Source organism: Streptomyces sp. NBC_00289, from assembly GCF_041435115.1.
Taxonomy (GTDB): domain Bacteria; phylum Actinomycetota; class Actinomycetes; order Streptomycetales; family Streptomycetaceae; genus Streptomyces.
Genome location: NZ_CP108046.1, coordinates 2,604,002 through 2,621,237, shown reverse-complemented (window position 1 = coordinate 2,621,237; position 17,236 = coordinate 2,604,002). Strand labels below are relative to the sequence as shown.

Below are 17,236 nucleotides of genomic sequence, written 5' to 3'. Positions count from 1 at the left end.
GAAGACGGGCATGACCACCATCACGCTCGTCCGGGGCGACATCACGCGCGAGAGCGTCGACGCGATCGTCAACGCGGCGAACTCCTCCCTCCTCGGTGGCGGAGGCGTCGACGGTGCGATCCACCGCCGAGGCGGTCCCGCGATCCTCGCCGACTGCCGCAAGCTCCGCGCCTCCCACTACGGCAAGGGGCTGGCCACCGGCCGGGCGGTCGCCACCACCGCGGGTGACCTGGACGCGCGCTGGGTGATCCACACGGTGGGCCCGCGCTTCAGCCGCGAGGAGGACAGGTCCGCGCTGCTCGCCTCGTGCTACCGGGAGTCGCTCAGGGTCGCCGACGAACCGGGCGCCCGTACGGTCGCGTTTCCGGCCGTCTCCGCGGGCATCTACGGCTGGCCGGTGGAGGACGCCGCCCGGATCGCGGTGGAAACCGTGCGGGCGACCGCCACCTCGGTCGAGGAGGTCAGGTTCGTCCTCTTCGACGAGCAGGCGTACGAGGCCTTCGCCGCGCGAGCCCACTGACTGCGGTGGCGTCGCATCGGCTCACCACCCCGGTGGCCGTACGGGACCACCGACGCGGTGGCGGCTCGCGCCGGCCCCAGGAACCACCAAAGACCGACAGGATCATTGCTTCGATTGTGTGCGGGTTCTAGGGTTCCCCTGGCTCAACTGTTCGCTTTGTCACCAGCGGTCTGTTTCCGGCCCGACATCACCTGCCGTATGTCAACAGCACCTCACACAACTTGACGCTCCCTCAGTTCGCGCACCCCACTGTCGTACAGAGGAAGGCCACGGTCATGCCGTACCCGCACGAGACCTTCGCCGTCAGCCGCCGCCGTCTCCTCGAGGGAGGGGCCGCCGCACTCGGGGCGCTCGCCCTGTCCGCCGCACCCGCCGCCGTCGCGCGGGCGGGCGGTCTCCGCGAGGCGGCGGACGGTTCGCCGGAGTGGAACGGCAACATGGCCCTGTTCCAGGTGGGCACCGAGCGACCGCACACCACGCTGATGCCCTACGCGGACATCGGGCAGGCACTGGCGGGCGACCGCACCCGCTCCCCGTACCGGCTGAGCCTGGACGGGACGTGGCGGTTCGCCCACGCCGACCGTCCCGACGACCGCGACCCCGACTTCCACCGGACCGACGTCGACGACAGCGGCTGGGACACCATCCCCGTGCCCTCCGCCTGGCAGTTGCACGGTTACGACCGCCCGATCTACATCAACATCACCTACCCGTGGTGGGGTCCCAACGGCCTGGGGGAGGAGGCGCAGCCGCCGGCCGCCCCCACCCGCTACAACCCCGTCGGCCAGTACCGGCGTACCTTCACGGTCCCGCGCGGCTGGGCGGGACGGCGGACGTTCCTGCACTTCGAGGGGGTCAAGTCCGCCCACTACGTGTGGATCAACGGCGAGTTGGTCGGATACCACGAGGACTCCTACGACCCCGCCGAGTACGACATCACCCCGCACCTCAGGGCGGGCACCAACCAGATCGCGGTGGAGGTCTACCGCTACTCCGACGGCGACTGGCTGGAGGACCAGGACATGATCCGGCTGAGCGGCATCTTCCGCTCGGTCTACCTGTACTCCACACCGGCCGTGCACCTGCGCGACTTCAGGTTCGACACCCCGCTGAGCGACGACTGCACGGCGGCCGAGCTGTCGGTCACCGCGAGCGTGCGCGACTACGACGGACAGGGCGCCGGCCGCTACTCCGTCGAGACCCAGCTCTACGACGCGAAGGGCCACCCGGTGTGGCCCCGGCCGCTGCAACAGGCCGTCACGCTCGACTCCGGGCAGGAGACGACCCTACAGGCATCGAAGTCGGTTCCCGCGCCGCGCCTGTGGTCGGCGGAACAGCCGAACCTCTACACCGCCGTGCTCCGCCTGCGCGACCCGGCGGGAAAGGTGATCGAAACCCTTTCCCACCGCGTGGGCCTGCGCGAGTTCGCGCTCAAGGACGGGCTGATGCGCATCAACGGCAAGCCGGTCTCCTTCCGGGGCACCAACCGGCACGAGATGCACCCGACCCGCGGCTCGGCCCTCAGCCGCGCCGACCTGGTCGAGGACATCAGGCTCATCAAGCGGCTGAACATCAACTCCGTCCGCACCTCGCACTACCCCAACAACCCGCTGTGGCTCGAACTCGCCGACGAGTACGGCCTGTACCTCGTGGGCGAGACCAACCTCGAGACCCACGGCATCCGCGGCGAGTACCCGGGCGACCACGCCGAGTGGACGACGGCCTGCGTGGCCCGCGCCCAGAACATGGTCCACCGGGACAAGAACCACGCCTCGGTCGTCATCTGGTCCCTCGGCAACGAGGCAGGCGGCGGCAGCACGTTCACCGCCATGCACGACTGGATCCGCTCCTACGACACCACCCGCGTCATCCAGTACGAGGGCGACGACCGGCCGGGGATCAGCGACATCCGCTCCGAGATGTACGACAGTCCCGCCCGCGTCGAGCAACGGGCGAAGGACACCACCGACACCCGGCCGTACGTGATGATCGAGTACTCCCACGCGATGGGGAACTCCAGCGGGAACTTCAAGAAGTACTGGGACCTGATCCGCCGTCACGAGGTGCTCCAGGGCGGCTGGATCTGGGACTTCGTCGACCAGGCCCTCGACTGGCCCACGCCCGCCCGCAAGCTGTTCACCGAGACCGGCCCCGCCGCGCTGAGCGGCGAACTCGTCGCCCCCGGCGGCAGCTTCACCCGCGACAAGGGCGTCTCCGGCGGCACCGTCTTCGCCCGCGACACGACCCTCGACCTCACCGGCTCCCTCACGCTGGAAGCCTGGATCACCCCGCACGTGACCGGTTACCACCAGCCCCTGGTGGCCAAGGGCGACACCCAGTACGCGCTGAAGCAGACGAACCGCACCCTGGAGTTCTTCATCTACGGCAGCGGCCAGTGGGTGACCACCAGTTGGGCGCTGCCGGACGACTGGGCCGGCACCGAGCACCACGTCGCGGGCGTCTTCGACGCGGCGACCGGCACGCTCACCCTCCATGCCGACGGCGCGGTCCGGGCCACCCGCACCACCACGGTGCGGCCCGCGAACAACACCGCGCCGCTGTCCCTGGCCACCGACGTCGACAACCCGACCCGGGAGTTCAGCGGCACGATCCGGCGGGCGCGCGTGTACGCCCGGGCGCTCGACGCCACCGAACTGGCCTCCGACAGCCGCGGCCCCGGCGACGACGGCGTACGGTTCTGGTTCGACGCCGCCACCGTCGGCCTGACCGAGAAGCGGCCCCGCGAGAAGTCGTTCCGCGCCTACGGCGGCGACTGGGGCGACAACCCCAACGACGGGGCGTTCTCCGGCGACGGCATCGTCACCGCCGACCGCGGGCTCACCGGAAAGTCCGCCGAGGTCAAGCGGATCTACCAGGCCGTCAACGCCGCGCCGGCCTCCGGTGACACGCTCGCCCCGGGAGCGCCGGTCACCCTCACCAACGAGTACCTCTTCACCAACCTCCGTGATTTCGACGGACATTGGGAGCTCGTCCGGGACGGGGAGGTGGTGCGACGCGGCAGGCTCAGCCGTACCCAGCTGGACGTGGCCGCCCTGTCGAGCAAGGACATCACCGTGCCCTTCGAGCTGCCCGGCCGTCCGGTGCCGGGCGCCGAGTACTTCCTCCACCTGTCGTTCACCACCCGGGAGACGACGAAGTGGGCGAAGTCCGGTTTCGAGGTGGCGAGGCAGCAACTCGCGGTCGATGCCGGGAGCCCCGCCGTCACCCCCGTGCCGCTGGACGGTGTCCCGGCGCTCAGCCACGAGGACGGCGACGGGTCGGTCACCGTCACGGGCCGGGACTTCTCGGTCACCGTCGACAAGAAGACCGGCGTCCTCACCTCCTACGAGGCCGACGGCGCCCCCCTCATCTCCTCCGGACCGGCGCCGAACTTCTGGCGTGCGCCCATCGACAACGACCGGGGCAACGGCCAGCACACCCGCAACCAGACCTGGCGCGACGCCGGCGCCCGCCGCGAGGTGACCGACGTGCGGGTGCGGGCGCTGCGCGACCGGGCCGTCGAGATCAAGGTCACCGGCACGCTGCCCACCACGACGGAATCGACGTACACCACCACCTACACCGTCTTCGGGAACGGTGAGGTCAAGGTCGACAACACGCTGCACCCGGGCGCCGCCTCGCTGCCGTACATCCCCGAGGTCGGCACGCTGCTGTTCCTGCCCGCCCGCCTGGAACGACTGCACTACTACGGCCGCGGCCCGGAGGAGAACCACTGGGACCGCAACGACGCCACCGACGTGGGCCGCTACTCCGGCACCGTCACCGGGCAGTGGACCTCCTACCTGCGTCCGCAGGAGAACGGCAACAAGACCGACGTCCGCTGGGCCGCGCTCACCGGCGGCGACGGCACCGGCCTGCTGGTCTGCGGTGAACCGCTCCTGGAGATCAACGCCTCGCACTTCACCCCCGAGGACCTGTCCGTCGGAGCCCGCCACGACTACCAGCTCACGCCCCGCGAGGAGGTCGTACTCCGCCTGAACCACCGGCAGATGGGCGTCGGCGGCGACAACAGCTGGGGCGCGCACACGCACGACGAGTACAAGCTGTTCGCCGACCGCGACTACTCCTACACCTACCGGCTGCGCCCGCTGACCCGGGTGGAGCGGGCGCCGGCCCTGTGGCGGCGGCCGACGGCGGCGGACTTCACCGGGTAGCCTCCGCCGCTCCAGGGGTTCCGCTCACGGCCGGCCGGGCGGGGAGGCTGATGTCGGATTCCCGCCAGCTCCGGCCCGCCGGGTGGCCGATGCTGGAACCATGCAGAACGGGATGTACACCGACAGAGAGCGCTGCGTCCGCGCCGTCCAGTCCAAGGACGCGCGCTTCGACGGCTGGTTCTTCACGGCCGTCCTGACCACCCGGATCTACTGCCGGCCCAGCTGCCCGGTCGTGCCGCCCAAGCCCGCGAACATGACCTTCCACCCGAGCGCGGCGGCCTGCCAGCAGGCCGGCTTCCGCGCCTGCAAACGCTGCCGTCCCGACACCAGCCCGGGCTCCCCCGAATGGAACCGGCGCGCGGACCTCGTGGCCCGCGCCATGCGGCTGATCGCCGACGGCCTGGTCGACCGCGAGGGCGTGCCCGGCCTCGCGGCCCGCCTCGGCTACAGCACCCGGCAGATCGAACGCCAGCTGCTGGCCGAACTGGGAGCCGGCCCGCTCGCCCTGGCCCGCGCCCAGCGCGCCCAGACAGCCAGGATCCTCATCGAGACGACCCCGCTCGCGATGGCGGACATCGCCTTCGCCGCCGGGTTCTCCGCCATCCGCACCTTCAACGACACGGTGCGGGAGGTCTTCGCCCTGTCGCCGAGCGACCTGCGCTCCCGGGCGCCGAGGAGGACCACGGGACACACGCCCGGCGTCCTGTCCCTGCGCCTCCCCTTCCGCCTCCCCCTCAACCCCGACAACCTCTTCGGCCACCTCGCCGCGACCGCCGTCCCCGGAGTGGAGGAGTGGCGCGACGGCTCCTACCGGCGCACGCTCCGACTGCCCTACGGCCACGGAATCGTGGCGCTCACCCCGCGGCCCGACCACATCGCCTGCCGCCTCACCCTCAGCGACCTGCGCGATCTGACCGTAGCCATCAGCCGCTGCCGCCGCATGCTCGACCTGGACGCCGACCCGGTCGCCGTCGACGACCAGCTGCGCGCGGATCCGGTCCTGGCGCCGCTGGTCGACAAGGCGCCCGGCCGTCGGGTGCCGCGCACCGTCGACGAGGCGGAGTTCGCCGTACGGGCGGTCCTGGGCCAGCAGGTCTCCACGGCCGCCGCCCGCACCCACGCGGCCCGGCTGGTCACCGCGCACGGCGAGACGGTGGAGGACCCCGAGGGCGGCCTCACCCACCTCTTCCCGTCGCCCGAGGCACTCGCCGCGGTGGACCCCGCCACGCTGGCGATGCCCGCCACCCGCCGCACCACCCTCACCACGCTGATCGGCCGACTCGCCGACGGAACGATCCACCTGGGGCTCGAGGGCGACTGGGCGCAGACCCGTGGCCAACTGCTGGCGCTGCCCGGCTTCGGCCCCTGGACGGCCGACGTCATCGCGATGCGCGCCCTCGGCGACCCCGACGCCTTCCTCCCCACCGACCTCGGAATCCGCCGCGCGGCCCGGGAACTGGGCCTGCCGTCGACCCCGGCGGCGCTCACGGCCCGCGCGGCTGCCTGGCGGCCCTGGCGGGCGTACGCGGTCCAGTACCTCTGGGCGACCGACAGCCACCCGATCAACTTCCTCCCCGTGTAAGGACGTCCAGTGAAGCAGCACGCCGTGATCGACAGCCCGTACGGCCCGTTGACGCTCGTCGCCGACGAGGGCGCCCTGTGCGGCCTCTACATGACCGACCAGCGCCACCGCCCACCGGAGGAAACCTTCGGCGACCGCGACGACACGCCCTTCGGCGAGGCCACCGACCAGCTGAAGGCCTACTTCGCGGGCGAGTTGAAGGAGTTCACCCTCGAACTGAGCCTGTCCGGAACGCCGTTCCAGCGCAGCGTCTGGCAACAACTGCTGCGCATCCCGTACGGCGAGACCCGCTCCTACGGCCAACTGGCCGACGCCCTCGGCAACCCCGCCGCCTCCCGCGCCGTCGGCCTCGCCAACGGCAGGAACCCGGTCGGCATCATCGTCCCCTGCCACCGCGTCGTCGGCGCCGGCGGCAGCCTCACCGGCTACGGCGGCGGCCTGGAGCGCAAACAACGCCTGCTGGACCTGGAGCGGGGCACGGCCCTCTTCTAGACCGTGAGCCCACTCAACAGCTCGGGCAGCGCCGTCCCGATCGGCTCCCGTACGACCTCGTCCGCCCGGTCGTCGTACGGGGTCGGCTCGGCGTTGACGATGATCAGCCGTGCTCCGTGATCGCCGGCCACGCCGGCCAGCCCGGCGGCGGGCTGCACCTGAAGGCTGCTGCCGACCGCGACGAACACCTGGCACGCCTTGCTGATGGCGACCGCCTCGCCGAGGACGACCGGATCGAGCCGCTCGCCGAAGAAGACCGTCGCCGACTTCAGGACGCCACCGCACCTCAGGCACGCCGGATCGTCCTCACCTGCCTCGACGCGAGCGATCGCGTCCTCCATCGGCCCCCGCGCATGGCACTCGGTGCACACGAAACTCCGCGCGGTCCCGTGCAGTTCGAGCACCTTGCGGGCAGGCATCCCGGCGAGCTGGTGCAGCCCGTCCACATTCTGCGTGAGCACCCTGACGGGCACCCCGGCCCGCTCCAGGGCGGCCACCGCCCGGTGCGCGGCGTTGGGCTCGGCCCGAAGCGCCCCGTTCTTCCGCCGCATCTGCCACGACCGGCGCCGGATCTCCGGATCGCCCATGTAGTACGCGTACGTCACGAGCTTCTCGGCCTCCGGATCCCGCCGCCACAGTCCGTTCGGACCGCGGTAGTCCGGGATGCCGGAGTCGGTCGAGATACCGGCGCCGCTCAGGATGGCGACGAGGGGCCTGTTCATGGGCCGAGAGTAGGACGGTCACCTGCCCGGGGCCAGCGGATAAGTGGCGCCCCCGTCACACCTTGTCGATCCGCCAGGCGACCATCCCCGTGGCCCCCGCTCGCGCCCGGACGTCAGGCGACCCGGTGGCCGTTCTCCAGTTCCGCCGTGCCCCTGCCCTCGGCCAGGACGTCGAGTGCGGCCAGCACACGATGGCCCAGGGCACCGGGGAGGTACTCGCCGATCTCCTCGCGCGGCACGAGCCGCCAGGACAGCAGCTCCTCCTCCTGCAACCGGATCGCCTGGAAGTCGGCGTCGCCGAGCAGGCCGCCGTCGTACAGGTAGGCCACCAGCGGGGGCCGGGCCGCCCCGTGCACCCAGTCCACCGCGAGCAGCCGGCCGAGTTCGCGGTCCAGCCCGATCTCCTCGACGGTCTCGCGGCGCGCCCCCTGCCGCGGTGTCTCACCGTCGTCGGACTCGATCGTGCCGCCCGGCAACGCCCACCCGTCACGGTAGTTGGGCTCGACGAGCAGCACCCGGCCGCCGGCGTCTCGGAAGAGCACGGCTGCCCCGGCCAGGACGCGGGGGAGACCCGCGATGTACGTGGCGAAGTCTTCGGTGGTGGTCATCCAGGAAGGGTAACCAGCTTCCGCGGCCCTGCCACGGCCACGCGGCACGGCTCGGAAAGCCGGGAACCCGCCTGGTCGGCCGTATGCGGAGGTCCGGCCCGCGGCCCGCCCCGGGCGGTTCCCCGGCTCCGCGGCCGGGCCCGCTCATCTCCACGGCACCCTCATCGGATCTCTCCGCCGCGGTCACTCCGCCGGTGCGCGCCGTCACCCGGGCCGGTCCGGGGAGCCGGTCCCCTCCGTTCTCGTCTCCGCCAAACGCAGGGTTCGCTCGGCCAGGTCGCTGATGCGGGCGCCGTCGAAGCCGAAGACCGCGCTGCGCACCGTGTCCTCCAGCGGGTCCTTCCACTGGTCGGGGACGGCCTGCGCACCGTTGAGCACGCCGGCCACGGAACCCGCGGTCGCGCCGTTGGAGTCGGTGTCCAGGCCGCCGCGCACGGTGAGGGTGATGGTGCGGGTGAAGTCGCCGTCGCCGTACAGCAGCCCGGCGGTGAGCACCGCGGCGTTCGGGACGGTGTGGATCCAGCCGAGGCCCACCGTCTCCTCGGTGACCGTGGCGAGCGTGTCCTCCCAGGTCATCCGCGTCGCGTGGAGCGAGGCGACCCGGCGCACGATGCGGGCGAGGCGACAGCTCGCCGGGACGACGGCCAGTGCCCTGTCCACCGCCTGCCGCACGGTGGGGGCGGTGAACGCCGCCGAGATCAGCGCCGCCGCCCACATGGCGCCGTACACACCGTTGCCGGTGTGGGACAGGACCGCGTCGCGCCGCGCCAGGGACGCGGCACGGCTCGGTGCGCCGGGACAGGTCCAGCCGTAGATGTCGGCGCGGATCAGGGCGCCGATCCACTCCTGGTACGGGTTGTCGTAGGTGGCCGTCAGCGGCGGCTTCAGACCGTTCGCGAGGTTGCGGTACGCCGCCCGTTCCGCCGTGAACGTCTGGAGGTAGGGCAACCGCAGCAGCCACAGGTCGCCCACCTGCTCCGTGCTGAAGGCGAAGCCGTGGGTCTCCAGGAGGTCCAGGCCGAGGATGGCGTAGTCGACGTCGTCGTCGCGGCAGCTGCTGTGGATGCGGCCGCGGACGCACTGGCGCCACTCGGGACGCAGCTCGAAGCCGTCGCCCCGGCCGACCGGCTCGGGCAGGTAGTCGGTGAGGGGCAGGGCGGCGGCCTGCCGCAGATAGCGGTCGATACGGTCCCGCGTCCACAGGTCGCCCTGCTCGACCGGCTTGCCGAGCATGTTGCCCGCGATCCGGCCCAGCCAGCCGCCGTGGACGCGGTCGGCGAGGTCTGGCTCGGTGCCCACAGGGGTCATGACTGCGGTCTACCCGGTTCCGGGACGGCTCAGCCGGGAATCGGCAAGAGGCGCACAGGTGGCTCCCAGGGTCCTTCCAGGGTGCGGTCGGCGCATGACGGCGAGGGCGTCGGCCGGTTAAGGTCACAGCGGCGCGACTGGCCCTGACGTGCGTGAGGGCCCGGAGAGCAAGGGGATGCAAGGTGGCGGACGCTGCAGTGAACGACACCCACAGGGTGCTCATCGCCGCGGACAAGTTCAAGGGCTCACTGACGGCCGTGCAGGTCGCCGAGCGGGTGACGGCCGGGCTCCGCCGGGTCGTCCCCGACCTGGCGGTCGAGTCGCTGCCCGTGGCCGACGGCGGCGACGGGACGGTGGACGCGGCGGTCGCGGCCGGCTTCGAGCGGCGGGAGGTACGGGTCGCGGGCCCCCTCGGTCACGAGGTGACGGCCGCGTTCGCGCTGCGCGACGGCACGGCGGTCGTGGAGATGGCGGAGGCCAGCGGACTGCAGCGGCTGCCCGCGGGCGTCTTCGCCCCGCTCACGGCGTCCACGTACGGTTCCGGGGAATTGCTGCGGGCCGCGCTGGACGCGGGCGCGCGGACGATCGTGTTCGGCGTGGGCGGAAGCGCGACCACGGACGGCGGCGCAGGCATGCTGTCCGCGCTCGGGGCACGCTTCCGGGACGCGGACGGAGAACCGGTGACGCCGGGCGGCGAGGGCCTGGCCGCTCTGGCCTCGGCCGACCTGTCCGACCTGGACCCACGGCTCGCGTCCGTCGAGTTGGTGCTCGCGAGCGACGTCGACAACCCGCTGACCGGGCCGAAGGGCGCGCCGACGGTGTACGGCCCGCAGAAGGGCGCCTCGCCGGACGACGTGACGGCGCTGGACGCGGCGCTCGCGCACTACGCGACGGTGCTGGAGAAGACGGTCGGGCCGGCGGCGGCCGAGCACGCCGCGTCACCCGGCGCGGGCGCGGCGGGCGGCATCGGATACGGAGCCCTGCTGCTCGGTGCCCGTTTCCGCCCCGGCATCGAGGTGATGCTCGACGTCCTGGGCTTCGCGACCGCCCTGGAACGGGCGACGCTGGTGATCACCGGTGAGGGCTCCCTGGACGAGCAGACGCTGCACGGGAAGGCCCCGGCGGGCGTCGCGGCCGCGGCCCGTGCGGCCGGCAAGGAGGTCGTCGCGGTGTGCGGCCGTCTGGCCCTGCCGCCGGTGGAGCTGGGCTGGGCCGGCATCCGGCGGGCGTACCCGCTGACGGACGTCGAACCGGACCTCGGGAAGTGCATCGCGGATGCCGGGCCGATCCTGGAGCGGGTGGCCGAGGGCATCGCGCGGGACTTCCTGAACTGAGGCGTGGTGCCGCCGTCGGGAGGACGGCCGAAGGGCCCCGAGCGGGAAGCTCGGGGCCCTTCGGCGTTCACTGCTGTCGCCGCGACCGGACCTACGGCAGTTGCGCCGTCCGCGCCTCGCGGCGGTTGTCGCGGAAGTTGTTCACCCGGCGGGCCGTGGCGAACAGCGGGATGACCGCTCCCATGACCAGCTGCAGGGCGCAGCCCGTCTGGAGGAGCAGCTGGCCGCTGGGGGCGTCGAAGGCCCAGCCGGCCAGAAGGCCCATCGAGAGCACGATCCATGCCAGCATCGCCACCGCGAGCCGGCCGCGCGGCTTCGGGTACTCGACCCGGCTCACCATCAGCCAGGCCGTGCCCAGGATCGCCAGGAGCGTCGCCACGAAGGGCAGCTCCAGGAGCACGATCGAGACCACCGTCAGCGCGCCGAACGGTGACGGCATGCCCTGGAAGGTGCCGTCCTTCACGGTGACGCACGAGAAGCGCGCCAGGCGCAGCACCACGGCGAGGAGCACCACGATTGCCCCCACCGCCGCCACTCGCTGATGCGCGTCGTCGGCGACCATGCCGTAGACGAGGACGAAGTACGCCGGGGCCAGACCGAAGCTGATCAGGTCGGAGAGGTTGTCCAGCTCCGCGCCCATCGGGGACGACCGCAGCTTGCGTGCCACGAGCCCGTCGAACAGGTCGAAGACGGCCGCGCACAGCATCAGGATCACGGCGGTCGCCGCGCTGTGGCGGGCCATGCCGGACTCCTGGCTGCCCGTGAGGTGCGGGATCAGAATGCCGGTGGTGGTGAAGTACACCGCCATGAAGCCGCAGGTGGCGTTGCCGAGGGTGAGAGTGTCCGCTATTGAGAGGCGGAGCGAGAGGGGCATCTCCTCCTCGTCGTCCACCTCGTCTGCCTCTGGCACCCAGCCCGCCTGGGTCTCCGGATCAATCACGGTCAATGCGAGTCACCCCAGCCACGGTCTTCTGACCGACCTCCACCGCGACCTCCACGCCCTCGGGCAGGTACACGTCGACGCGCGAGCCGAAGCGGATCAGGCCGATGCGGTCACCCTGCTCGACCTTCGTGCCCTGCGGGATGTAGGGGACGATACGGCGAGCGACCGCGCCGGCGATCTGGATCATCTCGATGTCACCGAGTTCGGTGTCGAAATGCCAGACTACGCGCTCGTTGTTCTCGCTCTCCTTGTTGAACGCCGGGACGAAACCGCCCGGGATGTGCTCGACCGACGTCACCGTGCCGGACAGCGGCGCCCGGTTGACGTGGACGTTGAGCGGGCTCATGAAGATCGCGACGCGGGTGCGACCGTCCTTCCACGGCATGATGCTCTGCACCACACCGTCGGCGGGCGAGATGACCCGGCCCTGGGCGATCTCGCGCTCGGGGTCGCGGAAGAACCACAGCATGCCCGCCGCGAGCGCGGTGGCGGGCACGGCGACGGCCTTGGCGGCGCCGGAGCGGCGCGCCCGGACCAGGCTGAGGGCTGCGGTGGCGACGGTCGGGAGAAGCCACGGCGATGCTCCGCGCGCCAGGCGTACGCCTGCCAGGCTGTCGCGAGGTGCAGAGGTTTGGCTGTGGGGCATGGATGACCTTCGTAGCGGATGATGCCGCGCTGCAGGAGGGGGACGGCGGCTTTCCCGGGATCGTACCGGTCGCGGGCCGCAACTGGGCAAGCCAGGAAGCCGAGTCGGCGGCGGAACAGTGTTGACGGGGTGTGATCTTCTTCTCCAAGAAAACACCCCGTACCGGGATGTTCAGCCCTGGAGTCGATACTCTTCGAGCAGCCTGCGACCGATGATCATTTTCTGGATCTCGGCGGTACCTTCACCGATCAGCAGCATCGGAGCCTCACGGTAGAGGCGCTCGATCTCGTACTCCTTGGAGAAGCCGTAGCCGCCGTGGATCCGGAACGAGTCCTCCACGACCTCCTTGCAGTACTCGGAGGCGAGATACTTCGCCATCCCAGCCTCGAGGTCGTTTCGTTCGCCGGAGTCCTTTTTGCGTGCCGCGTTCACCATCATGGCATGGGCGGCCTCGACCTTGGTAGCCATCTCGGCCAGCTTGAACTGGATGGCCTGGTGCTGGGCGATCGGCTTGCCGAAGGTGTGACGCTGCTGGGCGTACTGCACGCCGAGTTCGAAGGCACGTTGCGCGACGCCACAGCCACGGGCCGCCACGTTGACCCGGCCGACCTCGACGCCGTCCATCATTTGGTAAAAACCTCGGCCGGTGGTGCCGCCGAGCACGCGATTGGCCGGAATCCGCAGGCCATCCATGATCAGCTCGGTGGTGTCGACACCCTTGTAGCCCATCTTGTCGATCTTCCCGGGGATGGTGAGGCCGGGGCGGACCTCTCCGAAGCCGGGCTCCTTCTCGACGAGGAAGGTCGTCATCGACTTGTGGGGCGCGCTGCCCTCGGGGTGTCCTTCATCACTTCGGACGAGAACGGCGACCAGACTTGACGTTCCGCCGTTCGTCAGCCACATCTTCTGCCCGTTCAGGACGTACTCGTCGCCGTCCTTGACCGCCTTGGACGTGATCGCCGACACATCCGAACCGAGGGCCGGCTCCGACATCGAGAAGGCGCCGCGGATGTCGCCCGCCGCCATCCTCGGCAGGAAGTGGTCCTTCTGCTCCTGCGTGCCGTGCTGCTTGAGCATGTACGCCACGATGAAGTGGGTGTTGATGATGCCGGACACCGACATCCAGCCGCGGGCGATCTCCTCGACGCACAGCGCGTACGTGAGGAGCGACTCACCCAGGCCCCCGTACTCCTCGGGGATCATCAGACCGAACAGGCCCAGTTCCTTGAGGCCGTCGACGATCGCTTGCGGGTACTCGTCGCGGTGTTCCAGCTCGGTCGCGACCGGGATGATCTCCTTGTCCACGAAGTCGCGGACGGTGGACAGGATCTCCTGCTGGACGTCGGTCAGACCGGCGGTCTGGGCGAGTCGCGCCATGGCTACTTCTCCGTGTTCTTTTCCGCGGGGGCGGACAGCTCCGGGCGGCCGGGCTGCTCGCCGCCGCGCTCCTTGATGTACGTCTCGGTCGGCACCATCACCTTGCGGCGGAACACGCAGACCAGCGTGCCGTCCTGCTTGTAGCCCTTGGTCTCGACGTAGACGATGCCGCGGTCGTTCTTCGACTTCGACGGCCACTTGTCGAGCACGGTCGTCTGGCCGTAGATCGTGTCGCCGTGGAAGGTCGGCGCCACGTGCTTGAGCGACTCGATCTCCAGGTTGGCGATCGCCTTGCCGGAGACGTCCGGCACGGACATGCCGAGCAGCAGGGAGTAGATGTAGTTGCCCACGACCACGTTCTTGCCGAAGTCCGTCGTCTTCTCGGCGTAGTTGGTGTCCATGTGGAGCGGGTGGTGGTTCATGGTGAGGAGGCAGAACAGGTGGTCGTCGTACTCCGTGACCGTCTTGCCGGGCCAGTGCTTGTACGTCGCCCCGACCTCGAACTCCTCGTAGGTGCGCCCGAACTGCATGCTCACGCCTCCGGAATCTCGAACGTGCCGGTGCGCTGCATGCCGGCGGCGCGTCCCTTGCCCGAGATGACCAGGGCCATCTTGCGGCTGGCCTCGTCGATCATCTCGTCGCCGAGCATCGCCGAGCCCTTCTTGCCGCCCGCCTCGGACGTGTAGTAGTCGTACGCGTCCAGGATCAGCTCGGCGTGGTCGTAGTCCTCCTGCGACGGCGAGAAGATCTCGTTGGAGGCCTCGACCTGGCCCGGGTGCAGCACCCACTTGCCGTCGAAGCCGAGGGCGGCGGCGCGGCCGGCGACCTCGCGGTACCCCTCGACGTTGCGGATCTGGAGGTAGGGGCCGTCGATCGCCTGGAGGTTGTTGGCGCGCGCGGCCATCAGGATCTTCATCAGGATGTAGTGGTAGGCGTCCGCCGGGTAGCCGGGCGGCTGCTCGCCCACGACCAGCGACTTCATGTTGATCGACGCCATGAAGTCGGCCGGGCCGAAGATGATCGTCTCGACGCGCGGGGACGCCTGCGCGATCTCGTTGACGTTGTTGAGGCCCTGCGCGTTCTCGATCTGCGCCTCGATGCCGATCTTGCCGACCTCGAAGCCCATGGTCTTCTCGATCTGCGTCAGCAGCAGGTCGAGCGCCACGATCTGCTGGGCGTCCTGCACCTTCGGCAGCATGATGCAGTCGAGGTTCGGGCCCGCGCCCTCGACGACCGTGACGACGTCGCGGTACGTCCACTCGGTCGTCCAGTCGTTGACGCGCACGACCCGCGTCTTGCCCGTCCAGTCGCCCTCGTTGAGGAACTTGACGATGGTGTGCCGCGCGTCGGGCTTGGCGAGCGGCGCGCACGCGTCCTCCAGGTCGAGGAAGACCTGGTCGGCCGGGAGGCCCTGCGCCTTCTCCAGGAAGCGGGGGTTGCTCCCGGGGACCGCGAGACAGGAGCGTCGCGGACGCAGACGGTTGACGGGCGTGGTCATGCGGGGACCTCCAGGGGGTCGAGCTTGTTCGCTTTCCGGATCTCGTCGACGATGCGGCCGATGATTCCGGTGATGTCGAAGTCCTTCGGGGTGAAGACCGCGGCCACTCCGGCAGCTCGCAGCTGTTCGGCGTCACCATTCGGGATAATGCCACCAGCGATCACCGGAATGTCTGTGGCACCGGCCACACGGAGCCGCTCCAGCACGTCCGGCACCAGTTGGGCGTGCGATCCGGAGAGGATGGAGAGACCGACCGCGTGCACGTCCTCGGCGAGGGCCGCGTCCACGATCTGTTCCGGTGTCAGCCGGATCCCCTGGTAGACCACCTCGAACCCGGCGTCGCGGGCGCGCACGGCGATCTGCTCGGCACCGTTGGAGTGCCCGTCCAGGCCCGGCTTGCCGACCAGGAAGCGGAGCTTGCCGACACCGAGGTCGGCGGCCGTCAGGTCCACCTTGCGGCGCACCTCGGCCAGCGCCGAGCCCGCCTCGGCGGGAATGGCCACCGGAGCGGAGGAGACACCGGTGGGCGCGCGGAACTCGCCGAACACCTCACGCAGCGCCCCGGCCCACTCGCCGGTCGTGACGCCGGCGCGGGCGCACTCCAGGGTGGCCTCCATGAGGTTGGCGGTGCCCTTGGCGGCCTCCTTCAGCTTCTCCAGCGCCTTGCACGGGCGCGGGTGGTTGAAGGGCGGCTGGTAGCGGGTGTCGCGCCAGTTCTGGAGCGAGGCGACGACCCGGGCCTCCACGGCCGGGTCGACCGTCTGGATCGCCGTGTCCAGGTCGGCGGTCAGCGGGTTCGGCTCGGTCGTCTCGAAGATGTTGACGCCGATGATCTTCTCCACGCCGGACTCGATACGAGCCCGGCGCTCCGCGTGCGAGGAGACGAGCTGCGACTTGAGGTAGCCGGACTCGACGGCGGCCATCGCGCCGCCCATCTCCTCGATCCGCGCCATCTCCGCGAGGGACTCCTCGATCAGCGCCTCGACCTTGCTCTCGATCACCTTCGAACCCTCGAAGATGTCCCCGTACTCCAGCAGGTCGCTCTCGTACGCGAGGACCTGCTGCATCCGCAGCGACCACTGCTGGTCCCAGGGGCGGGGCAGGCCGAGGGCCTCGTTCCAGGCGGGCAGCTGGACGGCACGCGCGCGGGCGTCCTTGGAGAGGGTCACGGCCAGCATCTCGAGCACGATCCGCTGGACGTTGTTCTCCGGCTGCGCCTCGGTCAGGCCGAGGGAGTTGACCTGGACGCCGTAGCGGAACCGGCGCTGTTTGGAGTCCTCGATGCCGTAGCGCTCGCGGGTGACCTTGTCCCAGATGCGGCCGAACGCCCGCATCTTGCACATCTCCTCGATGAAGCGGACTCCCGCGTTCACGAAGAAGGAGATACGGGCGACGACGTCACCCATGCGCTCCTGCGGCACCTGGCCGCTGTCGCGCACCGCGTCCAGCACGGCGATCGCCGTCGACATCGCGTACGCGATCTCCTGGACCGGCGTGGCGCCCGCCTCCTGCAGGTGGTAGCTGCAGATGTTGATCGGGTTCCACTTCGGCATGTGGGAGACCGTGTACGCGATCATGTCGGTGGTCAGCCGGAGCGAGGGCACCGGCGGGAACACGTGCGTGCCCCGCGACAGGTACTCCTTGACGATGTCGTTCTGGGTCGTGCCCTGGAGCCGGGTGATGTCCGCACCCTGCTCCTCGGCGACGACCTGGTAGAGCGCCAGCAGCCACATGGCCGTGGCGTTGATCGTCATCGAGGTGTTCATCTGTTCCAGGGGGATGTCCTGGAACAGCCGGCGCATGTCACCGAGGTGCGCGATCGGCACGCCGACCCGGCCGACCTCGCCGCGGGCGAGGATGTGGTCGGAGTCGTAGCCGGTCTGTGTCGGCAGGTCGAACGCGACCGACAGTCCGGTCTGGCCCTTGGCGAGGTTGCGCCGGTACAGCTCGTTGGACGCTTCGGCCGTGGAGTGACCGGCGTAGGTCCGCATCAACCACGGCCGGTCCTTCTGACGCTCAGTCATCTGTGAC

14 protein-coding genes are annotated in these 17,236 nt (G+C 70.5%); 5 read left to right on the top strand and 9 right to left on the bottom strand.

What is annotated here, in order from left to right:
* Nucleotides 1-10: 10 nt before the first annotated feature.
* The 4 genes from OG985_RS12250 (at nt 11) to OG985_RS12235 (ending at nt 6,769) form a co-directional block, all read left to right on the top strand.
* On the top strand, nt 11-520 hold the full coding sequence (locus tag OG985_RS12250; RefSeq protein ID WP_371668329.1) for an O-acetyl-ADP-ribose deacetylase: 510 nt from the start codon (nt 11-13) through the stop codon (nt 518-520).
* A 275-nt stretch (nt 521-795) separates the two neighbouring features.
* Nucleotides 796-4,695 carry a glycoside hydrolase family 2 TIM barrel-domain containing protein gene (locus OG985_RS12245; RefSeq protein ID WP_371668328.1) on the top strand — a complete coding sequence of 1,300 codons (3,900 nt, stop codon included), beginning with the start codon at nt 796-798 and terminating at the stop codon, nt 4,693-4,695.
* A 100-nt stretch (nt 4,696-4,795) separates the two neighbouring features.
* On the top strand, nt 4,796-6,277 hold the full coding sequence (locus OG985_RS12240) for an AlkA N-terminal domain-containing protein (protein WP_371668327.1): 1,482 nt from the start codon (nt 4,796-4,798) through the stop codon (nt 6,275-6,277).
* 9 nt (nt 6,278-6,286) lie between these two features.
* Nucleotides 6,287-6,769 (top strand): methylated-DNA--[protein]-cysteine S-methyltransferase, encoded by a 483-nt coding sequence (locus tag OG985_RS12235; protein ID WP_371668326.1) that lies wholly within the window; start codon nt 6,287-6,289, stop codon nt 6,767-6,769.
* Here OG985_RS12235 and OG985_RS12230 read toward each other — a convergent pair.
* The 3 genes from OG985_RS12230 to OG985_RS12220 form a co-directional block, all read right to left on the bottom strand.
* Nucleotides 6,766-7,491 carry an NAD-dependent deacetylase gene (locus tag OG985_RS12230; RefSeq protein WP_371668325.1) on the bottom strand — a complete coding sequence of 242 codons (726 nt, stop codon included), beginning with the start codon at nt 7,489-7,491 and terminating at the stop codon, nt 6,766-6,768. The two genes, OG985_RS12235 and OG985_RS12230, sit on opposite strands and share 4 nt — an antisense overlap.
* 113 nt (nt 7,492-7,604) lie before the next feature.
* On the bottom strand, nt 7,605-8,099 hold the full coding sequence (locus tag OG985_RS12225) for an NUDIX domain-containing protein (protein WP_371668324.1): 495 nt from the start codon (nt 8,097-8,099) through the stop codon (nt 7,605-7,607).
* Between the two features lie 204 nt (nt 8,100-8,303).
* Complete coding sequence (locus OG985_RS12220; RefSeq protein WP_371668323.1) at nt 8,304-9,407, bottom strand: ADP-ribosylglycohydrolase family protein; 1,104 nt, start codon at nt 9,405-9,407, stop codon at nt 8,304-8,306.
* Between the two features lie 197 nt (nt 9,408-9,604).
* On the opposite strand from OG985_RS12220, the gene OG985_RS12215 reads away from it, so the two are divergent.
* Complete coding sequence (locus OG985_RS12215; RefSeq protein WP_371668322.1) at nt 9,605-10,741, top strand: glycerate kinase; 1,137 nt, start codon at nt 9,605-9,607, stop codon at nt 10,739-10,741.
* A gap of 91 nt (nt 10,742-10,832) precedes the next feature.
* On the opposite strand, the gene pssA is transcribed toward OG985_RS12215, so the two are convergent.
* From pssA to OG985_RS12185, 6 genes are all read right to left on the bottom strand, one after another.
* Nucleotides 10,833-11,651 (bottom strand): CDP-diacylglycerol--serine O-phosphatidyltransferase, encoded by an 819-nt coding sequence (gene pssA / locus OG985_RS12210; RefSeq protein ID WP_371668321.1) that lies wholly within the window; start codon nt 11,649-11,651, stop codon nt 10,833-10,835.
* 22 nt (nt 11,652-11,673) lie between these two features.
* Nucleotides 11,674-12,330: a phosphatidylserine decarboxylase gene (locus OG985_RS12205; protein ID WP_371668320.1), complete on the bottom strand. Its 657-nt coding sequence runs from the start codon at nt 12,328-12,330 to the stop codon at nt 11,674-11,676.
* Between the two features lie 171 nt (nt 12,331-12,501).
* The gene (locus OG985_RS12200) at nt 12,502-13,707 is read right to left on the bottom strand and encodes an acyl-CoA dehydrogenase family protein (protein WP_371668319.1); all 1,206 of its coding nucleotides are present in this window, start codon (nt 13,705-13,707) and stop codon (nt 12,502-12,504) included.
* Between the two features lie 2 nt (nt 13,708-13,709).
* Nucleotides 13,710-14,237, bottom strand: a complete 528-nt coding sequence (locus tag OG985_RS12195) for a MaoC family dehydratase (protein ID WP_371674344.1) — start codon at nt 14,235-14,237, stop codon at nt 13,710-13,712.
* 2 nt (nt 14,238-14,239) lie between these two features.
* Nucleotides 14,240-15,205: a CoA ester lyase gene (locus OG985_RS12190; RefSeq protein WP_371668318.1), complete on the bottom strand. Its 966-nt coding sequence runs from the start codon at nt 15,203-15,205 to the stop codon at nt 14,240-14,242.
* On the bottom strand, nt 15,202-17,229 hold the full coding sequence (locus OG985_RS12185) for a protein meaA (protein ID WP_371668317.1): 2,028 nt from the start codon (nt 17,227-17,229) through the stop codon (nt 15,202-15,204). Before OG985_RS12185 ends, OG985_RS12190 begins: the two co-directional genes overlap by 4 nt.
* Nucleotides 17,230-17,236: the final 7 nt, after the last annotated feature.